General features: G+C 60.2%; 23 protein-coding genes. 11 read left to right on the plus strand and 12 right to left on the minus strand.

Annotation, left to right across the window (positions count from 1 at the left end):
• Positions 1-792 (minus strand): 2-(1,2-epoxy-1,2-dihydrophenyl)acetyl-CoA isomerase PaaG, encoded by a 792-nt coding sequence (gene paaG, locus ACP3TY_RS09730; RefSeq protein WP_008079634.1) that lies wholly within the window; start codon positions 790-792, stop codon positions 1-3.
• Positions 793-825: 33 nt separating this feature from the next.
• On the minus strand, positions 826-1,596 hold the full coding sequence (paaF, locus tag ACP3TY_RS09735; RefSeq protein ID WP_159815303.1) for a 2,3-dehydroadipyl-CoA hydratase PaaF: 771 nt from the start codon (positions 1,594-1,596) through the stop codon (positions 826-828).
• Between the two features lie 370 nt (positions 1,597-1,966).
• On the opposite strand from paaF, the gene paaY reads away from it, so the two are divergent.
• From paaY to feaR, 3 genes are all read left to right on the plus strand, one after another.
• Positions 1,967-2,566, plus strand: a complete 600-nt coding sequence (gene paaY, locus ACP3TY_RS09740) for a phenylacetic acid degradation protein PaaY (protein ID WP_212545869.1) — start codon at positions 1,967-1,969, stop codon at positions 2,564-2,566.
• Between the two features lie 184 nt (positions 2,567-2,750).
• Positions 2,751-3,674, plus strand: coding sequence for a phenylacetic acid degradation operon negative regulatory protein PaaX (gene paaX / locus ACP3TY_RS09745; RefSeq protein WP_008079637.1), 924 nt, complete (start codon positions 2,751-2,753; stop codon positions 3,672-3,674).
• A gap of 84 nt (positions 3,675-3,758) precedes the next feature.
• Entirely contained in the window at positions 3,759-4,673 is a 915-nt protein-coding gene (feaR, locus tag ACP3TY_RS09750) for a transcriptional regulator FeaR (RefSeq protein ID WP_053119446.1), read from the plus strand.
• 3 nt (positions 4,674-4,676) lie between these two features.
• On the opposite strand, the gene ACP3TY_RS09755 is transcribed toward feaR, so the two are convergent.
• The 5 genes from ACP3TY_RS09755 to ACP3TY_RS09775 form a co-directional block, all read right to left on the minus strand.
• A complete protein-coding gene (locus tag ACP3TY_RS09755; protein WP_008079639.1) occupies positions 4,677-5,198 on the minus strand; it encodes a c-type cytochrome in 522 nt (173 codons plus the stop codon).
• Positions 5,199-5,338: 140 nt separating this feature from the next.
• Positions 5,339-5,860 carry a methylamine dehydrogenase light chain gene (locus ACP3TY_RS09760; RefSeq protein WP_008079640.1) on the minus strand — a complete coding sequence of 174 codons (522 nt, stop codon included), beginning with the start codon at positions 5,858-5,860 and terminating at the stop codon, positions 5,339-5,341.
• Positions 5,861-5,873: 13 nt separating this feature from the next.
• On the minus strand, positions 5,874-6,500 hold the full coding sequence (gene mauD, locus ACP3TY_RS09765) for a methylamine dehydrogenase accessory protein MauD (RefSeq protein WP_400749502.1): 627 nt from the start codon (positions 6,498-6,500) through the stop codon (positions 5,874-5,876).
• A gap of 3 nt (positions 6,501-6,503) precedes the next feature.
• Complete coding sequence (locus ACP3TY_RS09770) at positions 6,504-7,043, minus strand: MauE/DoxX family redox-associated membrane protein (protein ID WP_426619836.1); 540 nt, start codon at positions 7,041-7,043, stop codon at positions 6,504-6,506.
• Between the two features lie 12 nt (positions 7,044-7,055).
• Positions 7,056-8,204, minus strand: a complete 1,149-nt coding sequence (locus ACP3TY_RS09775) for an amine dehydrogenase large subunit (RefSeq protein ID WP_053119457.1) — start codon at positions 8,202-8,204, stop codon at positions 7,056-7,058.
• 345 nt (positions 8,205-8,549) lie between these two features.
• On the opposite strand from ACP3TY_RS09775, the gene ACP3TY_RS09780 reads away from it, so the two are divergent.
• A complete protein-coding gene (locus tag ACP3TY_RS09780) occupies positions 8,550-8,942 on the plus strand; it encodes a c-type cytochrome (protein WP_053119459.1) in 393 nt (130 codons plus the stop codon).
• Positions 8,939-10,429: an aldehyde dehydrogenase family protein gene (locus ACP3TY_RS09785; RefSeq protein WP_426619837.1), complete on the plus strand. Its 1,491-nt coding sequence runs from the start codon at positions 8,939-8,941 to the stop codon at positions 10,427-10,429. The genes ACP3TY_RS09780 and ACP3TY_RS09785 overlap by 4 nt, the downstream gene beginning before the upstream one ends.
• Before the next feature lie 139 nt (positions 10,430-10,568).
• Here ACP3TY_RS09785 and ACP3TY_RS09790 read toward each other — a convergent pair whose 3' ends face one another.
• The 4 genes from ACP3TY_RS09790 to ACP3TY_RS09805 form a co-directional block, all read right to left on the minus strand.
• Positions 10,569-10,766, minus strand: coding sequence for a helix-turn-helix transcriptional regulator (locus tag ACP3TY_RS09790; RefSeq protein ID WP_212549283.1), 198 nt, complete (start codon positions 10,764-10,766; stop codon positions 10,569-10,571).
• Positions 10,763-11,137, minus strand: a complete 375-nt coding sequence (locus ACP3TY_RS09795) for a hypothetical protein (protein ID WP_426619838.1) — start codon at positions 11,135-11,137, stop codon at positions 10,763-10,765. Before ACP3TY_RS09795 ends, ACP3TY_RS09790 begins: the two co-directional genes overlap by 4 nt.
• A gap of 140 nt (positions 11,138-11,277) precedes the next feature.
• Entirely contained in the window at positions 11,278-11,757 is a 480-nt protein-coding gene (locus ACP3TY_RS09800) for a copper chaperone PCu(A)C (protein ID WP_159814508.1), read from the minus strand.
• Positions 11,757-12,362, minus strand: coding sequence for an SCO family protein (locus ACP3TY_RS09805; protein ID WP_053119469.1), 606 nt, complete (start codon positions 12,360-12,362; stop codon positions 11,757-11,759). Before ACP3TY_RS09805 ends, ACP3TY_RS09800 begins: the two co-directional genes overlap by 1 nt.
• Positions 12,363-12,689: 327 nt before the next feature.
• Between ACP3TY_RS09805 and ACP3TY_RS09810 the strand changes: the two genes are divergently transcribed.
• The 6 genes from ACP3TY_RS09810 (at position 12,690) to ACP3TY_RS09835 (ending at position 18,432) form a co-directional block, all read left to right on the plus strand.
• Complete coding sequence (locus ACP3TY_RS09810; protein ID WP_053119471.1) at positions 12,690-13,670, plus strand: quinone oxidoreductase family protein; 981 nt, start codon at positions 12,690-12,692, stop codon at positions 13,668-13,670.
• A gap of 14 nt (positions 13,671-13,684) precedes the next feature.
• Positions 13,685-14,533: a TauD/TfdA dioxygenase family protein gene (locus ACP3TY_RS09815; protein ID WP_426619839.1), complete on the plus strand. Its 849-nt coding sequence runs from the start codon at positions 13,685-13,687 to the stop codon at positions 14,531-14,533.
• A gap of 83 nt (positions 14,534-14,616) precedes the next feature.
• Complete coding sequence (locus tag ACP3TY_RS09820; protein ID WP_053119475.1) at positions 14,617-15,669, plus strand: 3-keto-5-aminohexanoate cleavage protein; 1,053 nt, start codon at positions 14,617-14,619, stop codon at positions 15,667-15,669.
• Between the two features lie 92 nt (positions 15,670-15,761).
• Positions 15,762-17,090 carry an MFS transporter gene (locus tag ACP3TY_RS09825; RefSeq protein WP_212549287.1) on the plus strand — a complete coding sequence of 443 codons (1,329 nt, stop codon included), beginning with the start codon at positions 15,762-15,764 and terminating at the stop codon, positions 17,088-17,090.
• Positions 17,087-17,425, plus strand: coding sequence for a Rieske (2Fe-2S) protein (locus tag ACP3TY_RS09830; protein WP_053119479.1), 339 nt, complete (start codon positions 17,087-17,089; stop codon positions 17,423-17,425). Before ACP3TY_RS09825 ends, ACP3TY_RS09830 begins: the two co-directional genes overlap by 4 nt.
• Positions 17,422-18,432 carry a YeiH family protein gene (locus ACP3TY_RS09835; RefSeq protein WP_426619840.1) on the plus strand — a complete coding sequence of 337 codons (1,011 nt, stop codon included), beginning with the start codon at positions 17,422-17,424 and terminating at the stop codon, positions 18,430-18,432. Before ACP3TY_RS09830 ends, ACP3TY_RS09835 begins: the two co-directional genes overlap by 4 nt.
• Positions 18,433-18,493: 61 nt before the next feature.
• Here ACP3TY_RS09835 and ACP3TY_RS09840 read toward each other — a convergent pair whose 3' ends face one another.
• Positions 18,494-19,528 carry an AraC family transcriptional regulator gene (locus tag ACP3TY_RS09840; protein ID WP_053119483.1) on the minus strand — a complete coding sequence of 345 codons (1,035 nt, stop codon included), beginning with the start codon at positions 19,526-19,528 and terminating at the stop codon, positions 18,494-18,496.
• Positions 19,529-19,831 lie beyond the last annotated feature (303 nt).

A 19,831-nucleotide genomic window follows, 5' to 3' on the forward strand; every position in this document is an offset into this window, starting at 1 on the left:
TCAGCGACCCTTGAACGCTGGGGTGCGTTTGTCCATGAAGGCGCTGACGCCTTCGCGGTAATCCTCGCTGCGCCCGGCCAGCCGTTGCAGGTCGCGCTCCAGCTCAAGCTGTTCATCGAAGGTGTTGCTGAGGCTGGCGTTGAGGCTGCGTTTGATCAGCGCCAGACCGTAAGTCGGTTGTGTGGCCAAGTGGCGGGCGAGGGTCAGCGCTTCGTCGCGCAATTGCGCATCGTCAACGCAGCGATAGATCAGCCCCCATTGCTCAGCCTGTTCGGCGCTCAAACGGTTGCCGAGCAAGGCCAAGGCTTTGGCGCGGGCCATGCCAACCAGTCGCGGCAACGTCCAAGTGCCGCCGGAATCCGGGATCAGGCCGATTTTGCAGAACGCTTGAATGAAGCTCGCCGAACGCGCCGCCAGCACCAGATCGCAGGCCAGCGGAATGTTCGCGCCGGCCCCGGCTGCAACGCCGTTGACCGCGCAAATCACCGGCATTGGCAGATCGCGTAACTGGCGGATCAACGGGTTGTAGAAGGTTTCGATCGACACGCCGAGATCCGGCGCTTCAGTGCCTGGCGCGACATTGCGGTCGCTGAGATCTTGACCGGCGCAGAAGCCGCGACCTTCACCGGTCAGCAGCAGCACGCGCACTTCCGGGTTCTGCCGCACCTGCTTCAGCGCTTCCTTGACCTCCAGGTGCATGGCGGTGTTGAAGCTGTTCAGTTGCTCGGGCCGGTTGAGGCTGAGCAGGGCGACGCCGGCCTCGATGGAAAACAGGATGTGTTCGAAGTTCATGGGCAAGGCTCTCCGGGAGATCGTTCGATTCGATTACTGGCCGCGAAACTGCGGCGCACGCTTGTCTTGAAAGGCGCGGATGCCTTCATCGCGGTCGGCGGTGCCGGCCAGCAAGGTGAAGGCGTGGCGCTCGAAACGCAGGCCGCTGGCCAAATCGGTGTCCATCGCCTTGAGCAGCGCTTCCTTGGCCAGACGCACGGCCAATGGCGCTTTCGCGGCGATGGCGTGGGCGATCTGCAGGGCGCGTTCGACGGTGAATTCCGGCTGGGTGATTTCGCTGACCAGGCCGGCGCGCAGGGCATGGCGGGCGTCGATGGCTTCGCCGGTGAGCACCATTTGCATCGCCAGGGATTTACCCACGGCACGCAGCAATCGCTGGGTGCCACCGGCGCCGGGCATGATCCCGAGGTTGATTTCCGGCTGACCGAAACGCGCGTCTTCACCGGCAATCAGGATGTCGGCGTGCATCGCCAATTCGCAGCCGCCGCCGAGGGCGAAGCCGTTGACGGCGGCGATCAGCGGCTTGCTGAAGCGGGTGATGGTTTGCCACGAGGCTTGGCGCGGGTCATTGAGGATGCCGACCAGATCGCGCTCGGCCATTTCCTTGATGTCGGCGCCGGCAGCGAAGGCTTTGCGGCTGCCGGTCAGCACCACGGCGCGGGTCTCGGGGTCGGCTTCGGCGGCGCTCAGTGCAGCGGCGAGTTCGCCGAGCAGTTCGGTGTTGAGGGCATTCAAGGCCTGCGGACGTTGCAGGGTGATCAGGCGCACAGCTTGCAGCTGTTCAACGGCCAGGGTTTGAGGCATGGCAAAGGCCCTCACGGAGCACGCTCGGCTAATGCCGGCTTGTTGTTGGTTCGACGTCAGGCGTCGGTTTTGCCGGAGTATAGGCTTAACGTGATACGTAAATGCAAGATTGAAATGTGATTAATGTGTCTCAAATGTAAGGTTGTGGAATTTGCTACAGCTCGTTGGTTCTTGGTTGGAGTTGAATAACTGATTGAAATAACGCGAATGTTTGTGGGTATTGTGGGATCGAGATTGCCGATGAACGGTGTTCGACAAAAGCGATACGCTTTTCTCTCTTCACTGCATCGAAATGATGTGATACAAATCAAGCCTGTTTACGCATCGCTTTGCGTATCTCACCGCACAACGTCCACCAAAGGAGCCTGCGATGACCTGTTACAGCCTTGATGGACTGACCCCGGTGGTTGACCCTTCGGCCTATGTGCATCCGTCAGCGGTGTTGATCGGCGACGTGATCATTGGCCCGCATTGTTATGTCGGGCCGCTGGCCAGTTTGCGCGGCGACTTCGGCCGCATCGTGCTGGAAGAGGGCGCTAACTTGCAGGACACCTGCGTGATGCACGGCTTTCCCGACAGCGACACGGTGGTCGAGCGCAATGGCCATATCGGCCACGGCGCGGTGTTGCACGGTTGCCGGATCGGCGCTGACGCGCTGGTCGGGATGAATGCGGTGGTGATGGATAACGCACGAATTGGCGCACGCTCGTTTGTCTCGGCGGCGGCGTTCGTCAAAGCAGGATTTGAATGCCCGGAGCAGTCATTGGTGATGGGCGCGCCGGCGAGTATCAAGCGCGTATTGAGTGATCAGGAAGTGGCGTGGAAACAGGCCGGTACTCGCGAGTACCAGGCGCTGGCCCAGCGCTGCCTTACGCAGATGCAGGTGTGCGAACCGCTGAGCGAACCTGAAGCGGATCGGCCGCGGATAAGCGACAGCGGCTTGCGCCCAAAAGCATCTCAATCCCAGTGAGATCAGGTCTTTGTGTGGTTGCAGGACTTTGTGGTGAGGGGATTTATCCCCGACGGGCTGCGAAGCGGCCCCAAAAGCCGGGACTGCTGCGCAGTCCATCGGGGATAAATCCCCTCGCCACAGGGTTCACTCATAAAGGTTTTGATTCGGTATATTCCTTCCTTTTTCATTGTCCGGTACGCCCATGTCATCGCTGACACCTTTGAACCACCTCATCACCCGTTTCCAGGAGCAGACGCCGATTCGCGCCAGTTCCTTGATCATCACGCTGTACGGGGATGCCATCGAACCCCACGGCGGCACGGTGTGGCTGGGCAGTCTGATCCAGTTGCTCGAACCGATCGGCATCAACGAACGGCTGATCCGTACTTCGATTTTTCGCCTGACCAAAGAAGGCTGGCTGACCGCCGAAAAAGTCGGCCGCCGCAGCTACTACAGCCTCACCGGCACCGGGCGCCGGCGCTTCGATAAGGCCTTCAAGCGCGTGTACAGCTCAACCGTGCCGGCGTGGGATGGTTCGTGGTGCCTGGCGATGCTCACGCAATTGAGCCAGGACAAGCGCAAGCAAGTGCGCGAAGAACTCGAGTGGCAAGGTTTTGGTGCGATTTCTCCAGCCGTGCTGGCGTGCCCGCGCAGTGATCGCGCCGACGTCAACGCGACCCTGCAAGACCTCGGCGCGCTCGAAGACACCATCGTTTTCGAAACCACCGCGCAAGACGTATTGGCCTCCAAAGCCCTGCGTGCACAGGTGCGCGAGAGCTGGAACATCGAGGAACTGGCGGCGCATTACAGCGAGTTCATCCAATTGTTCCGACCGCTCTGGCAAGCACTGCGCGAGCAGGAAAACCTGCTGCCTGCCGACTGCTTCATGGCACGTCTTCTGCTTATTCATGAATACCGCAAATTGCTGCTGCGCGACCCACAACTGCCTGACGAATTGCTCCCCGGCGATTGGGAAGGCCGCGCCGCCCGCCAGCTGTGCCGCAACATTTACCGATTGATCTACGCCAAGGCCGAAGAGTGGCTGAACACTGCGCTGGAAACCGCGGACGGGCCGTTGCCGGATGTCGGCGAGAGTTTCTATCGACGTTTTGGCGGCTTGAAATAAGCGCCACAACGAGGGAGCCGCACTGTTCAGGAAGAACGCTTGGATTGACGTAGATAATAAAAACAAGCCTGCGTGAGGCCAGACATGATTTCTTCAACTGCACAACGCCGTGACGGCTTCGATCAATGGATCCATCAGATCAATCAGATCTGTGGCGCCTTCAACGCGCAAACCCTCGGCGCCGATTTCTCCGGGCGCATTCGCGAGTACCAAAGCGGTGCGCTCAAGCTGAGTTTTGTCGACGCCTGCCAGGCGCGGCTGTATCGCACGCCGACGGAAATCGCTGCCGGCGAGGGCGGTAAATATTTTGCCGTGTTCCAGCTCGAAGGCTCGGCGGGCATGGCTCAGGGCGACAATAAAGCGCTGCTCTCGGCGGGCGACATCACCCTGATCGACGCCTCGCGCCCGAGCGATTTCACCTACCACGAGAACTCGCGGCAACTGTCGCTGATCCTGCCGACGCATCTGGTCGAGAAGACCCTGCGCTTCAATCAGGTCAAGTGCGGCCACCGCATCCCGGCGAGTTCGCCGATGGCCATGCTCTCGCACCATTTGATTCTCGACGCGACGCGGCAGAAGAACCTCAGCCTGAGCGAAAGCGAAGCGACGCTGGAGGCGATTGTCAGCCTGCTGCGCCCGGCGATCAGCCACAGCGAAGATTGCAGCGATCTGCATGAACGGATCTTTCAGAAGACCTTGGCGTGCATCGACGAGCACATTCGCTGTGAAGAACTCTGTCCGGAATGGCTTGCGCGGGAAGTCGGCATGTCGGTGCGCGGGCTGTACCGGATCTTTGCAAAAAAGGGTTTAGTGGTGGCGCGCTACATCAAGAATCGGCGACTGGATTTGTGTGCCGAATCGCTGCGCCAAGCCGGGGCTGAGCAGAAGCTCTCGGTGTTCGGTTATTCCTGGGGCTTTTCCGATTCGAGCCATTTTTCCACGGCATTCAAATCACGTTTCGGCATTGCGCCGGGGGAGTACCGCAGGCAGCACGCCTGAGGCTCAGTAGTGCATGCCGTCGTCGATGGCGATGCCTTGCGCGCGCATGGCCTTGATCAGCTCCGCGCGGGTGCCCGGCAGGTTGAGCATGGTTTCGTGGCGCAACTGCGCAATCTCGTCAGCGCTGTACGGCTGATAGTGAGCGGGTGTGCTTTTACCGGCCATGCCGTCCTCGCGAATCAGCCAGTTGAGCAGGTCGGCCAGTTGCGCGTTGTTCAGCGCTGATTGCGACATGCCCGGCACGCGCACCAGAAACTCCCGGCCACCGGGCACCTTCAGAAAGTTGCCGACGAAACCGGTCAGGCGCGGCGTGTCGTTGGCGGCTGAACCGGTGCCGTCGGGCAAGTGGCAGCCGGCGCATTGCAGCTGATAGTTCACGCCGACGCTGTAACCCGCCTGGGCGATGGGCGTTTGCGGCGATTCGTTGCCCGGCGCATGACGTTGATTGGGGTTGGGAATGGCCCGGGCGTAAACCGCTGGCGCGGCCAACACCAAAGCCAGACCCATCACGAACAAATGACGCATAACAACATCCTCAAAATTTACACAAACCCTGTAGGAGCTGCCGAAGGCTGCGATCTTTTGATCTTGATCTTGATCTTGAAAAGAAAAGTCAAAAGATCGCAGCCTGCGGCAGCTCCTACAGGGGGTTTTTGCTGATCAGGTCAGACGGCGACGCCGCGAATAATCGAAACCGTGCAGTGGTAGATGTGCGATTTCGCCGCCAGGCACCAGTTCACGTCGTTGTTGTTGAACGGTCGATACGCCGGTTCTTCGCTGTCGTTGCGCGTACAGGCGCACTGCGCGCAGCTCTGTTTTCCGCAGCAATCGTTGTACGAAATGATGTAATCCTTGCCGTCCGCCGGGTTGCGGCAGGTGCCGATCCACGTCACTTGCGAGGCTTCGGTGCCGGGTGGGCACGAGGTCACCGAGCCGCCGCAGCAACTGCACAGAAAGCCGTCGATCGAGCAGTAGCGCCAGTAGTCGCAGCTGTTCGGATCACCCGGATCGCCCGCTTTGGGATTGTCCGCCGCCAGCGCCTTGCTGGTGCGATCCAGTGGCAACAACAGCGGCAGTGCGGCGCCGGCGACCATCAGCGAGCCCATGCGCGCCAGCAATTTGCGTCGCGATGTGGTGTCGGCCACGCGGCGGGTCGAGCGCTCAAAGAGCAGATCCAGCAGTTTCATAAATGTCTCCTGCTCAGTGGCTGTGGCTATGGCCGTGACTGTGGTCATGCGGTTGCGGCTGGTTGTTGAGGTATTCCTGCAGCGTGGCGCTGTGCAGGTGTTCGACCTCGAACAGGCTGTCCAGATGCTCGCGGGAATTGACCAGACCTTTGGCGCGCAAGGTGCCGGATTTGTCGATCAGCGCGGCGTACGGCAGCTTGCCGATCTGGTAGGTCATGCCGACTTCCGGGCCGACCACGTAGGTCATGTCATCGAGTTTGTGTTCGCGGATCAGCGCTTGTTGGGCATCCATGTCGCCGTCGCTGATAAACACCACGTCGAGGCGATCGGCTTGTTGTTTGGCGATGGATTTGATCGCCGGCAGCAGCGATTTGCAGATCGGGCAGGTCGGCGAGAGGAAGAACAGCAACTGGTTCTTTTCCCCGGCATAACCAAAATTGACCGGACGACCATGACGATCAGCAGCGGTCACTTGCGGCGCCGCTTCGTTGACCGCCACACCCTTATCGACCATCAGCGCACCGGCCGGAGCAATGCGCCCGTGCAGCACGCCGATCTGCCGCACCAGGCCCATCACCGCGAACGCCAGCGCAATCAGCAGCACCCACAACAGCACGTTGGAAATCATCAGACCTTGCATAAATCACCTACCAATCAATTTGAGCAGAAGAGGGGAGTTGGCCAGCAAGCCGTCGGCGGCCGCGTAGATCAGCAGCGCAACAGCACTGGCGGCGACGGTGACAAAACCGTCGAACAAACCAAGGTCGCGAACGATCGGTGTGGTGCTCGCCAGTAACGCCAAAGCCACTAACACCGCGTTGCGCGTCAGCAGAATCGGGCGCAGTGGCTGTGCTTGATCCGGCCCGGCACAGCCACAGTCGATGTCGCGGCGACCGCGCCACAGGTTGATGCCGATGGCGGAGGCGTACAGCGCGATCAACGCAGCTGCGCAGACCGCTGCAATGGCGCGGCTGAACGGCACCAGCAGGGCAAAAGCGATGAGCAACTCCAGCAGCGGAATCACTCGGCCCACGGGCCGTACCAGCGTTTCGGGCAGCAGTTGATAGTCCGCCAGTTGCTTGGCAAACCGCCCCGGTGCGCGCAGCTTGTGCGTCGCCGCGCTGGCCAGCAGCACGGCGACGGCCAGCGCACTGGCGATGATGAAAATCGGGTCAAGGGTCATGACTGAACCTCCTCAGTAGCTCATGACTTGCGTCGCGGTTTTCGCGACTTTCGGCATGCTCGATTGAAGCTTGTTGGTGCTCAGATCGAAGACCTGCAAACCGCCCTCGACGTCAGCGCCGAGCAGCAACGGTTTGTCGTCGCCGGTGGCTTGCAGGCTCCAGACCGGTGTTGGTGCTTCGAGGGTCGCAACCTTCTTGCCGGTCTTGATATCGAAGGCCCAGATCAGCGTGCTCGGGTCTTCCCACTTCATCGCTTCGTGGGCGTCGTGCATCAACACGTACAGGCGATCGAGCTTCGGTGCGACCGCCATCAACTGCCAGCCGCCGGGAGCCCAACCGGTTTTCTTTTCGGCGTCGTTGACCAGCGACCACGCCGGCAGAATCTTCGGCGCGTCGCCGGCGAAATCGACCGGGCGCACAGTGCCGGTGGTGGTGACGAAGTAGTAGGTGTCGCCGACGTTGACCGCGCGCTCGTTGAGCTTCTCGGCGTTCGGGTCGAAGAACGGCGTGCGGCTGCGCGCGGTTTCCTGGCCCTGATCATTGAGGGTGACCACTTGCAGGCTGCCGTCGCCGCACAACGAGGCGAAGCGGCGGTTGCCGACCGGGTAATTGAGCACGCAACCGGGGATGGCGATTTCACTGCTGACCGCATGGGACTGGGTGTCGACCACGGTCACCGAGGTCGATGGGGTGAAGTTGTAGACGTAGACGAAGCGGTCATCGCCGCTCGGTTTCAGGCCGTAGCGCTGGGTCAGGGATTCGGCGCGTTTGCTTGGAATCACCACTTCCCACGAGGGCGACAGCGTCGAGGTGTCCCACGCGGTGAGCACGTCGGTGCGCGTGCCGCGAGTGCCGCGTGAATAGAACAGGTCGGCGCTGTACAGGGTTTTGCGGTCGTGGCTCAGGGCCGACGGCGCGGCAAAACCGGTCGGCACCATGCCGAGGATTTTCTTCTTGTCGGGATCGACCACGGTGACGCGGCCCATCACGAAACTTTCGAATTCGACGTCGACCACATAAGCGCGGTGCGCTTCGGGCGGGAACGCCAGCGTGGTCTGGCCGATGGTGTCGGGCGGCAGATCGGCATGGGCGCTGTTCAAGCCGAGCATCAGCAGGCTCAAGCCCAGCGCTGACGGTACGGTGATCCGGTTGGTTCGCATTGAAGGGGGACTCCCTGACTGGTGCCCTGAAAAGTGGGTGCCAGTGGATTCTGCCTCTGCGGCGAAACCGGGGAATTGCTGTGTCTGCCAAGTGCTTGTGTGTCTGTGCCAGTCGCAATTGGCAGCCTTGCCAACACGACTGGCAGGCAGGGCAAAACCTGCTTTGGCGGCAGGCCAGACAATCTCCATCAGCTCCCGTCGCCACCAATCCCTGTAGGAGCTGAGCTTGCTCGCGAAAGCGGTGTAGCAGGCAACCCCTGTTCTGAATGTGCTGACGTCTTCGCGAGCAAGCTCGGCTCCTACAGGGATTGGTGTGTATTCACTGTTTTTTTGGATGTGTCTTCTATGTCCCTGCTCAAATTCGCCTGTGCTTCGTTGTTTTCTCTGACACTCGCCCAAGCCGCTGTCGCCGCCGATTGCGCGGCGGATTCATCCCACGGCGCACAAATTTTCAACACCGAATGCGGCGTCTGCCACGCGGTTAAAAAAGACGTCACCGGCATGATGGGCCCCAACCTTAACGGCGTGATTGGGCGCAAATCCGGCTCACTGGCAGGCTTCAGCTATTCCCAGGCGATGCGCAGCAAAGACGTCACCTGGCAGGCCGAGACCATCGCCGAACTGATCACCCAACCCCAGGCCTACGTGCCCGGCACCTACATGCCCTACATGGGCCTGGCCTCGAAAGATGATCGTGAGGCCGTGGTGTGTTTCCTCAAATCCAAGGAGGCTTTATGAGCAACGTTGCAATGCTGCCGCAAGTCGCGGCGTTCATTGATCGTCGACATGGCTGCTTTATCGATGGCCAGTGGCAATTCGCTGAAGGGCCGACGATTGCCGTGGTCGATCCGGCCACCGGCCAGACCTTGTGCGAAACCCTCGATGCGCCGGCCGAATTGGTCGAGCGCGCGGTGCAGTCTTCGCATGCCGCGTTCAAGTCTGGCGTGTGGTCGGGCCTGCGCCCGGCCGATCGCGAGCGCATCCTGCTGAATTTCACCCGCCTGGTCGAGGAACACGGCGAAGAGCTGGCGCAACTGGAAACCCTCAGCCAGGGCAAGTCGATCAACATGGCCCGCGCGCTGGATGTCAACGCCACGGTGGAATTCATGCGCTACATGTCGGGCTGGGCGACCAAGATCGAAGGGCAGACCTTCGACGTGTCGATTCCGCTGCCACCGGGGACAAAATTCACCACGTTCACCCAGCGCGAACCGGTGGGTGTGGTGGTCGGCATCGTGCCGTGGAATTTTCCATTGATGATTGCCGCGTGGAAGTTGATGCCGGCGCTGGCCACCGGTTGCACGGTGGTGATCAAACCGGCGATGGAAACTCCGCTGACGGCCATGCGTCTGGCTGAACTGGCGTTAGAGGCGGGCATTCCGGCAGGCGTGTTCAACGTGGTCACGGGCGGCGGGGCTTCGGTCGGCGGCGCGCTGACGACGCATCCACTGGTGAGCAAGGTGTCGTTCACCGGTTCGACGGCGGTGGGCAAAACCGTTGGTGTCGCGTGCATGGCCAACATGACCCGTTTTGCGCTGGAACTGGGCGGCAAGAACCCGATGATTCTGCTGGCTGATGCCGATGTTGAAAAAGCCATTCAAGGCGCGATTCTCGGTGGCTTGCTGAACAACGGTCAGGTGTGCGCGGCGGCGTCGCGCTTCTATGTGCATCGTTCGATTCACGACCAGTTTGTCGAAGGTCTCGCGGCAGTGGTTTCGGCCATGCCGATTGGCGCAGGGATGAACTGCGAGGCAGCGATTAATCCGCTGGTGTCACGCAAGCAGCAACAGAGCGTGCTCAAGCACATCGAACTGGCCAAGCGTGAAGGCGCGCGGGTGGTGTGTGGCGGTGAGCTGCTGGAAGGCGAGGGTTTCTACGTGCAGCCGACGGTGTTGGCGGATGTCGATCACAGCATGGCCGTGGCCCGTGAAGAAGTGTTCGGCCCGGTGTTGGCGGTGATTGCGTTTGATGATGAAGACGCGATGATCGAGTTGGCCAATGACAATCCGTATGGGTTGGCCGCGAGTTTGTGGACGAACGATTTGAGCAAGGCAATGAACCTGGTGCCGCGTATTGAAGCGGGCACGGTGTGGGTGAATGCGCATGTGCTGCTGGATCCGGCGATGCCGTTTGGCGGGGTCAAGCAATCGGGGATGGGGCGAGAGTTTGGTCGAACCGTGATCGAGGCTTACACCGAACTAAAATCCGTGTGCATCGCCCATTGATCCCCCGTCGCACCTTTTACATTTGAAATGCATCCCCCCTGTGGGAGCGGGCTTGCTCGCGAAGGCGGTGTATCAGTTAAACAAATGTCGACTGACACGCCGCTTTCGCGAGCAAGCCCGCTCCCACAGGGGGCCGGTGTTAACTTTCGCGGTCGTCGAAGATGTCTTCAATGGGCATTTCGAATGCGCGGGCAATCTGGAATGCCAGCGGCAAGCTCGGATCGTAGCGTTCGTTTTCGATCGCATTGATGGTCTGCCGCGACACGTTCAAGCGTTCTGCCAGATCAACCTGCGACCACTTGCGCTCGGCGCGCAGTGCCTTCAGACGGTTTTTCATTGGTAGCGGCGTCGCGCAATCTGCAGCCCAACAATCCACATCAGACCCATCACCGGCCACACGCATGTCCACGGAATGTGCGGCGCGCCGACGTTTTCCAAAAACCCGTAACTGAAGGTCAGCAGTGCCGAGGCGGCGAAGGCAAAACCCAGGGCTTCAAACTGGATGCGCAGATGCATTTCATCCATGCGCCGCATGTTGCGCACGATCGCCCAGCACATTAGACCTGCCGGAATAATCGGGGTCAGGGCCACCACGGATCGCAGAAAAATGTTGGCGTCCAGCAGGGATTGGCTGGCGATCAGGGAAAGGCTCAACACCAGCACGTAGAGAACCAATGCGGCGCCCATTTCGAGGTAGTAGCGGTTCATTCTTCACTTCCTATGTAAAAGACCCTTTACATCCTCATCGAAGAATTTGCCGATGTAAAGCACGCTTTCCATCAGCTCAAATAAAACGGGGCGGCATGATCATTAATCAGGCCGCCCCGCAGGTGTTTCAGTCAGTCAGATCAGTGCATTTTGCTGTGATCGTGACCTTCCATGTTGGTCAGCGAGCGAACCGGTGCTTTGACCTCGAGGGTTTCTTTCTCGCCCTTGGCGTTCTCGACGGTCAGGGTCAGCGGCACGGTTTCGCCTTCTTTCAACTGCGCGCTCAGGCCCATCAGCATCACGTGGTAGCCGTTTGGATCAAGCTTCACCGCTTTGCCAGCCGGCAGTTCGACGAACTTCACCGGGCCCATGCTCATGACGTCATTCTTCATGGTCATTTCGTGGATCTGCACGTCTTTGGCGATCGGTGTGGCGACGCTGAGCAACTTGCTGTCGCTGTCGGCGGTAACGGTCATGAACGCGCCGCTGGCGGTCTGGGTCGGCACGGTGGCGCGAACCCACGCGTCGTCGACTTTGGTCTGCGCGGAGGCTTGAAACGCCAGGCCCATCAGCGACAGGGCAATCGCAGCACGTTTGATGTTGTTCAGAACAGGGTGCATCAGCAAACCTCCATAACGGTAAGCAAGTCTTCCGTGCATTCTTCTGCCGAAAGCGAGGTGGACAGGCCCAGGCGCAGGCCGCCACGGGAGTCGTAGACGTAACTGGTCGATGTGTGCGAGATGGTGTAGGTGTCGCCGGCCGGGACTTTCTCGTAGAACACGTCGAATTCCTTGGCGGTGGCCTTGGTTTCTTCAACGGTGCCGTACAGCGCGACGAAGCTCGGGTCGAAGGCTTTCATGTAGGCGTCGAGGATTTCCGGGGTGTCGCGTTCGGGGTCGAGGGTGATGAAGATCACCTGCAAACGATCGCCGTCCTTGCCCATCAGTTTCTTGATTTTTGCCGCGCGGGCGAGGGTGGTGGGGCAGACCGCCGGGCATTGAGTGAAGCCGAAGAAGATCATCGGCATCATGCCGCGAAAGCTCGACAGCGACATGGTTTCGCCGTCAGTGTTCTTCAGCTTGAAAGTGCGTCCCAGGATCTTGTCGCTCAGATCTTTGCCGTACTTGTACGACAGTTCGCCGCGGGTGTCGCAGCCAGCGAGCAGGCCGAGCCCGAGTACGCCCATTCCCGCAAGCACCTTGCGGCGAGTCAACAAAGCCGTCATCTAATACCGCCTTTTGCAGCCCGCCCGTCGACAGGACGGGCGGTGGTTAACCGTAAAAGCGGCGCATGATACCAAACTGACGGCAACGACCGGCTCCGGATCGCCGTACGGCGTAGGATCTGGCGACAAAAGGTGTAAGAAAAAGTGACCGGTAGCGCGTGAGCGTCAGAGAGGGCGGCCCGTCGGACGCCTGTTTGTCTTGCCACCCGTTGTCATCAAATGAAAAGCCATTGTCGCCTGATGCGAAGCGATTGCCTGGCGCGCGACCTAGAGTCAGGTCAACGCCAATCGAGCGATACGCCCAACCTTGCAGGGAGAATAAGAAAAATGGCCAAAGCAGTGCGCTTCTACGAATCCGGTGATCCCGACGTGCTTCGCTATGAAGATGTCGACGTTGGCGATCCCGGCCCAGGCCAGGTGCGTCTTCGTCATGTGGCGGTGGGCCTCAACTACGCCGACACCTACTTTCGCAACGGCACTTACCCGATCCCGCTGCCTAACGGCATGGGCGTTGAAGCCTCCGGTGTGGTGCAGGCCATCGGCGAGGGCGTGAGCAATGTGCGGGTGGGCGATCGTGTCACTTACACCGGGTTTCTCAACACCCTCGGCGCCTACAGCACTGAGCGTCTGATATCCGCCGCACCGCTGATCAAACTGCCGGAAACCATCAGTTTCGAAACGGCTGCCGCGATGACCATGCGCGGGCTGACCTCGGCTTACTTGATGCGGCGCATCCACGACTTCAAAGCGGGCGACAGTATCTTGCTGCACGCTGCTGCCGGTGGCGTCGGTCTGATCGTTTCGCAGTGGGCGAAGTTGCTCGGGCTGACGGTCATCGGCACCGTCTCCACCGAGGCCAAAGGCGAAATCGCCCGTGCCCATGGCTGCGACCATGTGATCAATTACAGCCACCAGGACGTCGCGCAACAGGTGCGCGAATTGACCGACGGCGTTGGCGTCAACGTGGTGTTCGACAGTGTTGGCAAGAACACCTTCATGGGCTCGCTGGACTCGCTCAAACGTCGCGGTCTGATGGTGTGCGTCGGTACGGCTTCCGGGCCGATCCCGCCGGTCGATCCGATGTTGCTGGCAATGAAGGGCTCGCTGTTCATGACCCGCCCGGCATTGGCTGACTACATCGCCGATCCCGAGGAAAAAGCCGCGCTCGCTGGCGAGTTATTCGACCTGGTCGGCAGTGGCCGGATCAAGATCGAAATCAACCAGCACTACGCGTTGCAGGACGCCGTTCAGGCCCACCGTGACCTGGAATCGCGCAAGACCACCGGCTCATCGATTTTCGTCATCTGAAGGAGTCGTCAGCCATGAGAGTCGAACAACTGACGTGCAGCATTGGCGCCGAGCTTGAGGGCGTCAGCCTTGCCGACGCGGTACATGACGACGGTCTTTTTGCCGAAATTCGCGCGCAATTGCTCAAGCACCGCGTGTTGTTCCTGCGTAATCAGGACATCAGCCGTGCCGATCACGTGGCCTTTGCCCGGCGCTTCGGTGAGCTTGAACATCACCCGATGGTTGGCAGCGATCCGGATCATCCCGGGCTGGTGCGGATCTACAAGAGCCCGGAGCATCCGCCGGAACGCTACGAAAACTCGTGGCACACCGACGCCACCTGGCGTGAGGCGCCGCCGATGGGTTGTGTCTTGCGCTGTGTCGAATGTCCCCCGGTGGGCGGCGACACCATGTGGGCCAATATGGTCGAGGCGTATGCGCGCTTGCCGGAAGACGTGAAGATCAAGATTGCCGATCTGCGTGCCCGGCACAGCATCGAAGCCAGCTTCGGTGCCGCGCTGCCGATCGAAAGACGCCTGGCGCTTAGGGCGACGTACCCCGATGCCGAGCATCCGGTGGTGCGCACGCATCCGGACACGCTGGAAAAAGTGCTGTTCGTCAACGCCTTCACCACACACTTCAGCAATTACCACACCCCCGCTCGGGTGCGCTTCGGCCAGGACGCCAACCCCGGCGCAAGTGAGTTGCTGCGCTACCTGATCAGCCAGGCGTACATCCCGGAATACCAAGTGCGCTGGCGCTGGAAACCCAACAGCATTGCGATCTGGGACAACCGCAGCACCCAGCATTACGCCGTGATGGATTACCCGTTGTGTCATCGCAAGATGGAGCGTGCCGGGATCGTCGGCGACAAGACTTACTGATCGACCCTTACTGCATTCGCACTCGAAAACGCCAGCCCGGTGCGAACCCGGCTGCGCGGACAATCATAAAAAAGGAGTACCCCATGCAATTTCTCGACGATTCCCTGCACCCGGAAAACATGGAAAAAGTGGTGATCACCGTGGCCCCGTATGGCCCCGAGTGGATGCCGGAAGATTTCCCCGAAGACATCCCGCTGACCATGGATGAACAGGTGCAGAAAGCGGTCGATTGCTACGAGGCGGGCGCCACTGTCTTGCACCTGCATGTGCGTGAGCTCGACGGCAAGGGTTCCAAGCGTCTGTCGAAATTCAATGAGCTGATTGCCGGTGTGCGTGAAGCGGTGCCGGACATGATTATCCAGGTCGGCGGTTCGATTTCCTTCGCCCCGGAAAGCGATGGTGAAGCCGCCAAGTGGCTGTCCGATGACACCCGGCACATGCTCGCGGAGCTGACACCGAAACCGGATCAGGTCACGGTGGCGATCAACACCACCCAGATGAACATCATGGAGTTGCTGTACCCGGAATACCTTGCAGGCACCTCGCTGGACAACCCGGCCATTCATGCCGCATACAGCGAAATGACCGTGCCGGCCGGCCCGGCCTGGGTCGCCGAACATTTGCGCCGGTTGATGGCCGCAGGCGTCCAGCCACACTTTCAACTGACCGGCATGCATGCCCTGGAAACCCTGATGCGTCTGGTGCGCAGCGGTGTGTACATGGGCCCGCTGAACCTCACCTGGATCGGCATCGGCGGTGGTTTCGACGGGCCGAACCCGTTCAACTTCTTCAACTTTATCCATCGCGTGCCGGACGCTTGCACCCTGACGTCCGAGTCGTTACTCAAGAACGTGCTGCCGTTCAACACCATGGCGTTGGCGATGGGCTTGCATCCGCGAGTCGGCAATGAAGACACGATCATTGATCACAAGGGCGATCGCTTCGGGTCGGTGCAACAGATTCAGCAGACCGTGCGCATTGCCCATGAACTGGGGCGCGAGATTGCTACCGGCAAGGAAGCCCGCGAGATTTATCGCATTGGCGTGGCGTATCAGAGCATCGAAGAAACCTTGTTGGCCAACGGCATGGCGCCCAACCGCAAGGCCGGGCAAAAAGGTCTGCCGCAACGCGGCTGACTGAACCGGGCGAGGGGCCGCTGGCCTCTCGTCCGTTGCGTTACCCCAAAAGCTCGATAACAACAAATACAACAAAGTTTCGAGGAGGCTGCATGGCCTATCACCCCAGCGCCAGCGATGACGACGATAACGACGTCGGTGTTGCGCGCACATATGCCTGGATCGTTTTTGCCCTGACGTTCGGCTTGTTGATTTCCGATTACATGTCGCGTCAGGTACTCAACGCGGTGTTTCCGATGCTCAAGGTCGAGTGGGCCTTGAGCGACAGTCAACTGGGCTTGCTCAGTGGCATCGTCGCGTTGATGGTCGGGCTGCTGACCTTTCCGCTGTCGCTGCTGGCCGACCGTTTTGGTCGGGTGAGAAGTTTGGCCTTTATGGCTTTTCTCTGGAGCGTGGCCACATTGGGTTGTGCGGTGGCGCAGGACTATCCGCAGATGTTCATTGCGCGGTTTATGGTCGGTGTCGGCGAGGCGGCTTACGGCAGCGTCGGCATCGCGGTGGTGATTTCGGTGTTTCCCAAACACATGCGCGCCACCCTCGCCAGCGCGTTTATGGCCGGTGGTATGTTCGGCTCGGTGCTGGGCATGGCGTTGGGTGGGGTGATCGCTGCGAAGATGGGTTGGCGCTGGTCGTTCGCTGGCATGGCGCTGTTCGGTCTGGTGCTGGCGCTGCTGTATCCGCTGATCGTCAAGCAAGCGCGGATTGCGCCGCAGTGCGCAACCCGTGCGGCGAGTAAAGCCGCGGCGGCGATCAAGCGTCCGCTGAGCACCTTGTATTCCAGTCGCTCGGTGGTGGCGACGTACATCGGCAGCGGTTTGCAGTTGTTCGTCTGCGGCACGGTGATCGTCTGGATGCCCAGTTACCTCAATCGTTATTACGCCATGGGCACCGACAAGGCCGGTGCTGTGGCGGCAGTCATTGTGTTGTGCAGCGGCGCGGGAATGATTGTCTGCGGGATGATCAGTGATCGGCTGTGCCGTCATGCGCCTGAGCGCAAAGTCGCATTGGCCATCGCTTATTGCCTGGGCAGTTGCTTGCTGCTTTCGGCGGCCTTCGCCTTGCCGGCCGGGCCCGCGCAATTACTGCTGATCGGCCTGGGCATGTTGATCGCCACGGGCACCACCGGACCTGCCGGGGCGATGGTTGCCAACCTGACGCATTACTCGGTGCATGGCACAGCATTCGCCACACTGACCCTGGCCAATAACCTGCTGGGGCTGGCGCCCGGGCCCTTCATCACCGGCAAATTGTCCGATCTGATCGGCCTGCACGCGGCCTTCCAATTCGTACCGCTGGTGAGTATCGCGGCCGCCGCAGTGTTCTTCTACGCGCGCAGTCATTACCTCAAAGACATTGCCCGGCTGGCGGGCGAACGCGTCAGCGACCCGGTCAATGAAGTCGCCTGCGAGGTGAAAGTATGAGTCGTCTTCCTGCGTTGCGCGTTGCTGTACCAGACAACAAATGCCCGCCGAGAGGAGGGCGGTCACTGTTTGAGTTCGCCGATAAAAGCCTGGCGCTGTTCAACGTCGACGGTGAGTTGCTGGCCATCGACGACAGCTGTCCCCATCAGGGTGCATCGCTGTGTGGCGGTCGGCTGGAGGGCCAGGTCATTCAGTGTTGCGCGCATGGTTTGCGCTTCGATCTGCGCAGCGGCTATTTGCTCAATTCGAAGCAGGTCAAAGTCACACGCTACCCGGTTGAAGTCATTGATGGTCAGGCGTTTATCGTCCTCGCTTGCGAGGAGTCTGTGGCATGAGCACCGTTGCGCTTACCCGTATTCATAGCCAGACACGCGAGTTGGCACCGGGGTTTATCGTCAGCCTGATCGTCGCCGCGGCTGCTTCGTTTTTGTCCGAGCATTACGGTGCACCGGTGATGCTGTTCGCGTTGCTGCTGGGCATGGCGCTGAATTTTCTGGCCGGTGATGGCGTGTGCAAGGCCGGCATCGAATTTACTGCGCGCACGGTGTTGCGCATTGGCGTGGCGTTGCTGGGTATGCGCATCACCCTTGAGCAAATTGCCGCGCTGGGCTGGAAGCCTGTGGCACTGGTGGTGTTTTTGGTGGTGGTGACCATTGGCGTGTCAGTGGTGGCCGCGAAGGCGTTGGGCTTTCAGCGCTTGTTCGGCATGCTCACCGGCGGCGCCACGGCAATTTGTGGCGCTTCGGCGGCGTTGGCGCTGGCGGCGGCGCTGCCCCATCACCCGCAGAAAGAGCGGGCCACGCTGTTCACGGTCATCGGCGTTTCGGCGTTGTCGACCACGGCGATGATTGTCTACCCGATGATTGCCAAGTGGCTGGAACTCTCGCCGCAAGTGGCGGGCGTGTTTTTGGGCGCGACCATTCATGACGTCGCCCAGGTGGTGGGTGCCGGTTACAGCTTGTCGACGGAAACCGGGGATACCGCCACGGTGGTGAAATTGATGCGCGTGGCCATGCTGTTGCCGGTGATCGTCTGCGCGGCGATGGTCACGCGTTTGCAGGGTGCTGATACGTCAGGGAAACGCCCGCCATTGCTGCCTTGGTTTGCCGTCGGTTTTCTGCTGCTGGCCTGTATCAACAGCACCGGTTGGGTAGCGCCGGCAGTGCAAGGCGCGGTCAATGAGCTGTCGCGCTGGAGCCTGGTGATTTCCATCAGCGCACTGGGCATGAAGACACAGCTCAAGGAGCTGGCCGCCGTTGGCATCAAACCGATTTTGCTGATGATCGGCGAGACCGTGTTTCTCGCGGTGCTGGTGCTTCTGGTGTTGCACTGGGGTTTCTAAGGTAAGGCAGGCCGCACCGTGCTGACTCGTCGGCCCGGTGCGGTAGTTAAACCGGTGCCAATCACACCGGTTTTTTCGCGGCGACTGTACCAGCAGTCGCCGTTTTTTTTGCCCGCCAGGTGGCGGGCGGCATGTCGAACTGGGTAATGAACCAGCGGGTGAAGGAGCTGGCCATCGAGTAGCCGAGCAAGTCGGCGATGCGGCTCAGCGAGTAGTTGGGATTTTCCAGGTAGCGCAACACCAGATCACGTCGCACTTCATTGATCACATCGTTGAAAGCACAGCCGTCGTCCTTGAGGCGACGTTGCAGCGTGCGCACGTTCATGCCTTGGGTCTGAGCAATTTGCTCGATGGTGGCGCGGCCCATCGGCAACAGCAGATAGATAGCCTTGCGCACTTCAAGCAGCAGCGAATGGCTTTCATGGCCTTGCAGAGAATCCAGATAACTCTGCGCATAGCGCGCCATGGCCGGGTCGGCGTTAGGGTTGGTGACGTCGAGGCTGGCATCGGAACAGACGATGCCGTTGAACTCGCTGCCGAACTCCAGCGTGCAGCCGAACAGGCGTCGATGCAGTTGCAGATTGTCGGGCGCCTGATGCGTGAAGTTGACGCTGTAGGGATGCCAGTGCGTACCGAGCAGCGCCGAGCACAGACGGAACATCACGCCAATGGCCAACTCGGTGGCCTGTCGGCTGGGCATCGGCGTTTGCGTGACCACTTCTTCGCGAATGATCACCATCTTGCCGGCCTCTTCAACAAAGATCGCCAGCGAGTCATTCATCAAATGCCGGTATTGCACAACCACCTGCAGGGCGTCACGCAGCGTGCGCTGATGGCTGAGCAGCAAACTGACCACGCCGAAATCTGAAAGCTGACGGGATTCGGCCATGCTCAGGCCGAACGTCTGGCAGCCACTGGCGGCGGCCGAGTCTTCCAGTAGCCGCACCGCCGAATCAATCGGAATGCGCTGCTCGGGCGCCAGCAGCTGTGCTTTGCTCAGGCCGACCGCCGCCAGTACATCACGCGGATTGAAGCCAAGGTATTGCGTGACCTCCAGGTAGTTGGTCAGGACAGCGGCGCGAACAAGCGTGGGCATGCTGGGTTCTTTCCTGGTTCGATAACGATAAGGAAGTACTGGGTGACTATATCCAGAGCATCTGCAATTGAACAGTTGCGACAGCGGCTGTGTTAACGCTGTCGCAAAGTCGTGAACAGCGATCTGTGTAGGAGCTGCCGAAGGCTGCGATCTTTTGATGTTGTCTTTCAAAAACAAGATCAAAAGATCGCAGCCTTCGGCAGCTCCTACGGGGGCGGCATCCGTCCGGCGGAGGAAATTCTGTCATCAAAAGAAAAGTGCCTGACGTCCAATGAAAAGCACCCCGGCCGAGCGCTCTTTAAT

The sequence above is a fragment of the Pseudomonas rustica genome (assembly GCF_049959085.1).
GTDB classification, from domain to species: Bacteria; Pseudomonadota; Gammaproteobacteria; order Pseudomonadales; family Pseudomonadaceae; genus Aquipseudomonas; species Aquipseudomonas rustica.

Bases quoted from the DNA above. Each gene is read 5' to 3' on its own strand.
- paaG (WP_008079634.1), bottom strand. From the start codon at position 792: ATGAACTTCGAACACATCCTGTTTTCCATCGAGGCCGGCGTCGCCCTG.
- paaF (WP_159815303.1), bottom strand. From the start codon at position 1,596: ATGCCTCAAACCCTGGCCGTTGAACAGCTGCAAGCTGTGCGCCTGATC.
- paaY (WP_212545869.1), top strand. From the start codon at position 1,967: ATGACCTGTTACAGCCTTGATGGACTGACCCCGGTGGTTGACCCTTCG.
- paaX (WP_008079637.1), top strand. From the start codon at position 2,751: ATGTCATCGCTGACACCTTTGAACCACCTCATCACCCGTTTCCAGGAG.
- feaR (WP_053119446.1), top strand. From the start codon at position 3,759: ATGATTTCTTCAACTGCACAACGCCGTGACGGCTTCGATCAATGGATC.
- ACP3TY_RS09755 (WP_008079639.1), bottom strand. From the start codon at position 5,198: ATGCGTCATTTGTTCGTGATGGGTCTGGCTTTGGTGTTGGCCGCGCCA.
- ACP3TY_RS09760 (WP_008079640.1), bottom strand. From the start codon at position 5,860: ATGAAACTGCTGGATCTGCTCTTTGAGCGCTCGACCCGCCGCGTGGCC.
- mauD (WP_400749502.1), bottom strand. From the start codon at position 6,500: ATGCAAGGTCTGATGATTTCCAACGTGCTGTTGTGGGTGCTGCTGATT.
- ACP3TY_RS09770 (WP_426619836.1), bottom strand. From the start codon at position 7,043: ATGACCCTTGACCCGATTTTCATCATCGCCAGTGCGCTGGCCGTCGCC.
- ACP3TY_RS09775 (WP_053119457.1), bottom strand. From the start codon at position 8,204: ATGCGAACCAACCGGATCACCGTACCGTCAGCGCTGGGCTTGAGCCTG.
- ACP3TY_RS09780 (WP_053119459.1), top strand. From the start codon at position 8,550: ATGTCCCTGCTCAAATTCGCCTGTGCTTCGTTGTTTTCTCTGACACTC.
- ACP3TY_RS09785 (WP_426619837.1), top strand. From the start codon at position 8,939: ATGAGCAACGTTGCAATGCTGCCGCAAGTCGCGGCGTTCATTGATCGT.
- ACP3TY_RS09790 (WP_212549283.1), bottom strand. From the start codon at position 10,766: ATGAAAAACCGTCTGAAGGCACTGCGCGCCGAGCGCAAGTGGTCGCAG.
- ACP3TY_RS09795 (WP_426619838.1), bottom strand. From the start codon at position 11,137: ATGAACCGCTACTACCTCGAAATGGGCGCCGCATTGGTTCTCTACGTG.
- ACP3TY_RS09800 (WP_159814508.1), bottom strand. From the start codon at position 11,757: ATGCACCCTGTTCTGAACAACATCAAACGTGCTGCGATTGCCCTGTCG.
- ACP3TY_RS09805 (WP_053119469.1), bottom strand. From the start codon at position 12,362: ATGACGGCTTTGTTGACTCGCCGCAAGGTGCTTGCGGGAATGGGCGTA.
- ACP3TY_RS09810 (WP_053119471.1), top strand. From the start codon at position 12,690: ATGGCCAAAGCAGTGCGCTTCTACGAATCCGGTGATCCCGACGTGCTT.
- ACP3TY_RS09815 (WP_426619839.1), top strand. From the start codon at position 13,685: ATGAGAGTCGAACAACTGACGTGCAGCATTGGCGCCGAGCTTGAGGGC.
- ACP3TY_RS09820 (WP_053119475.1), top strand. From the start codon at position 14,617: ATGCAATTTCTCGACGATTCCCTGCACCCGGAAAACATGGAAAAAGTG.
- ACP3TY_RS09825 (WP_212549287.1), top strand. From the start codon at position 15,762: ATGGCCTATCACCCCAGCGCCAGCGATGACGACGATAACGACGTCGGT.
- ACP3TY_RS09830 (WP_053119479.1), top strand. From the start codon at position 17,087: ATGAGTCGTCTTCCTGCGTTGCGCGTTGCTGTACCAGACAACAAATGC.
- ACP3TY_RS09835 (WP_426619840.1), top strand. From the start codon at position 17,422: ATGAGCACCGTTGCGCTTACCCGTATTCATAGCCAGACACGCGAGTTG.
- ACP3TY_RS09840 (WP_053119483.1), bottom strand. From the start codon at position 19,528: ATGCCCACGCTTGTTCGCGCCGCTGTCCTGACCAACTACCTGGAGGTC.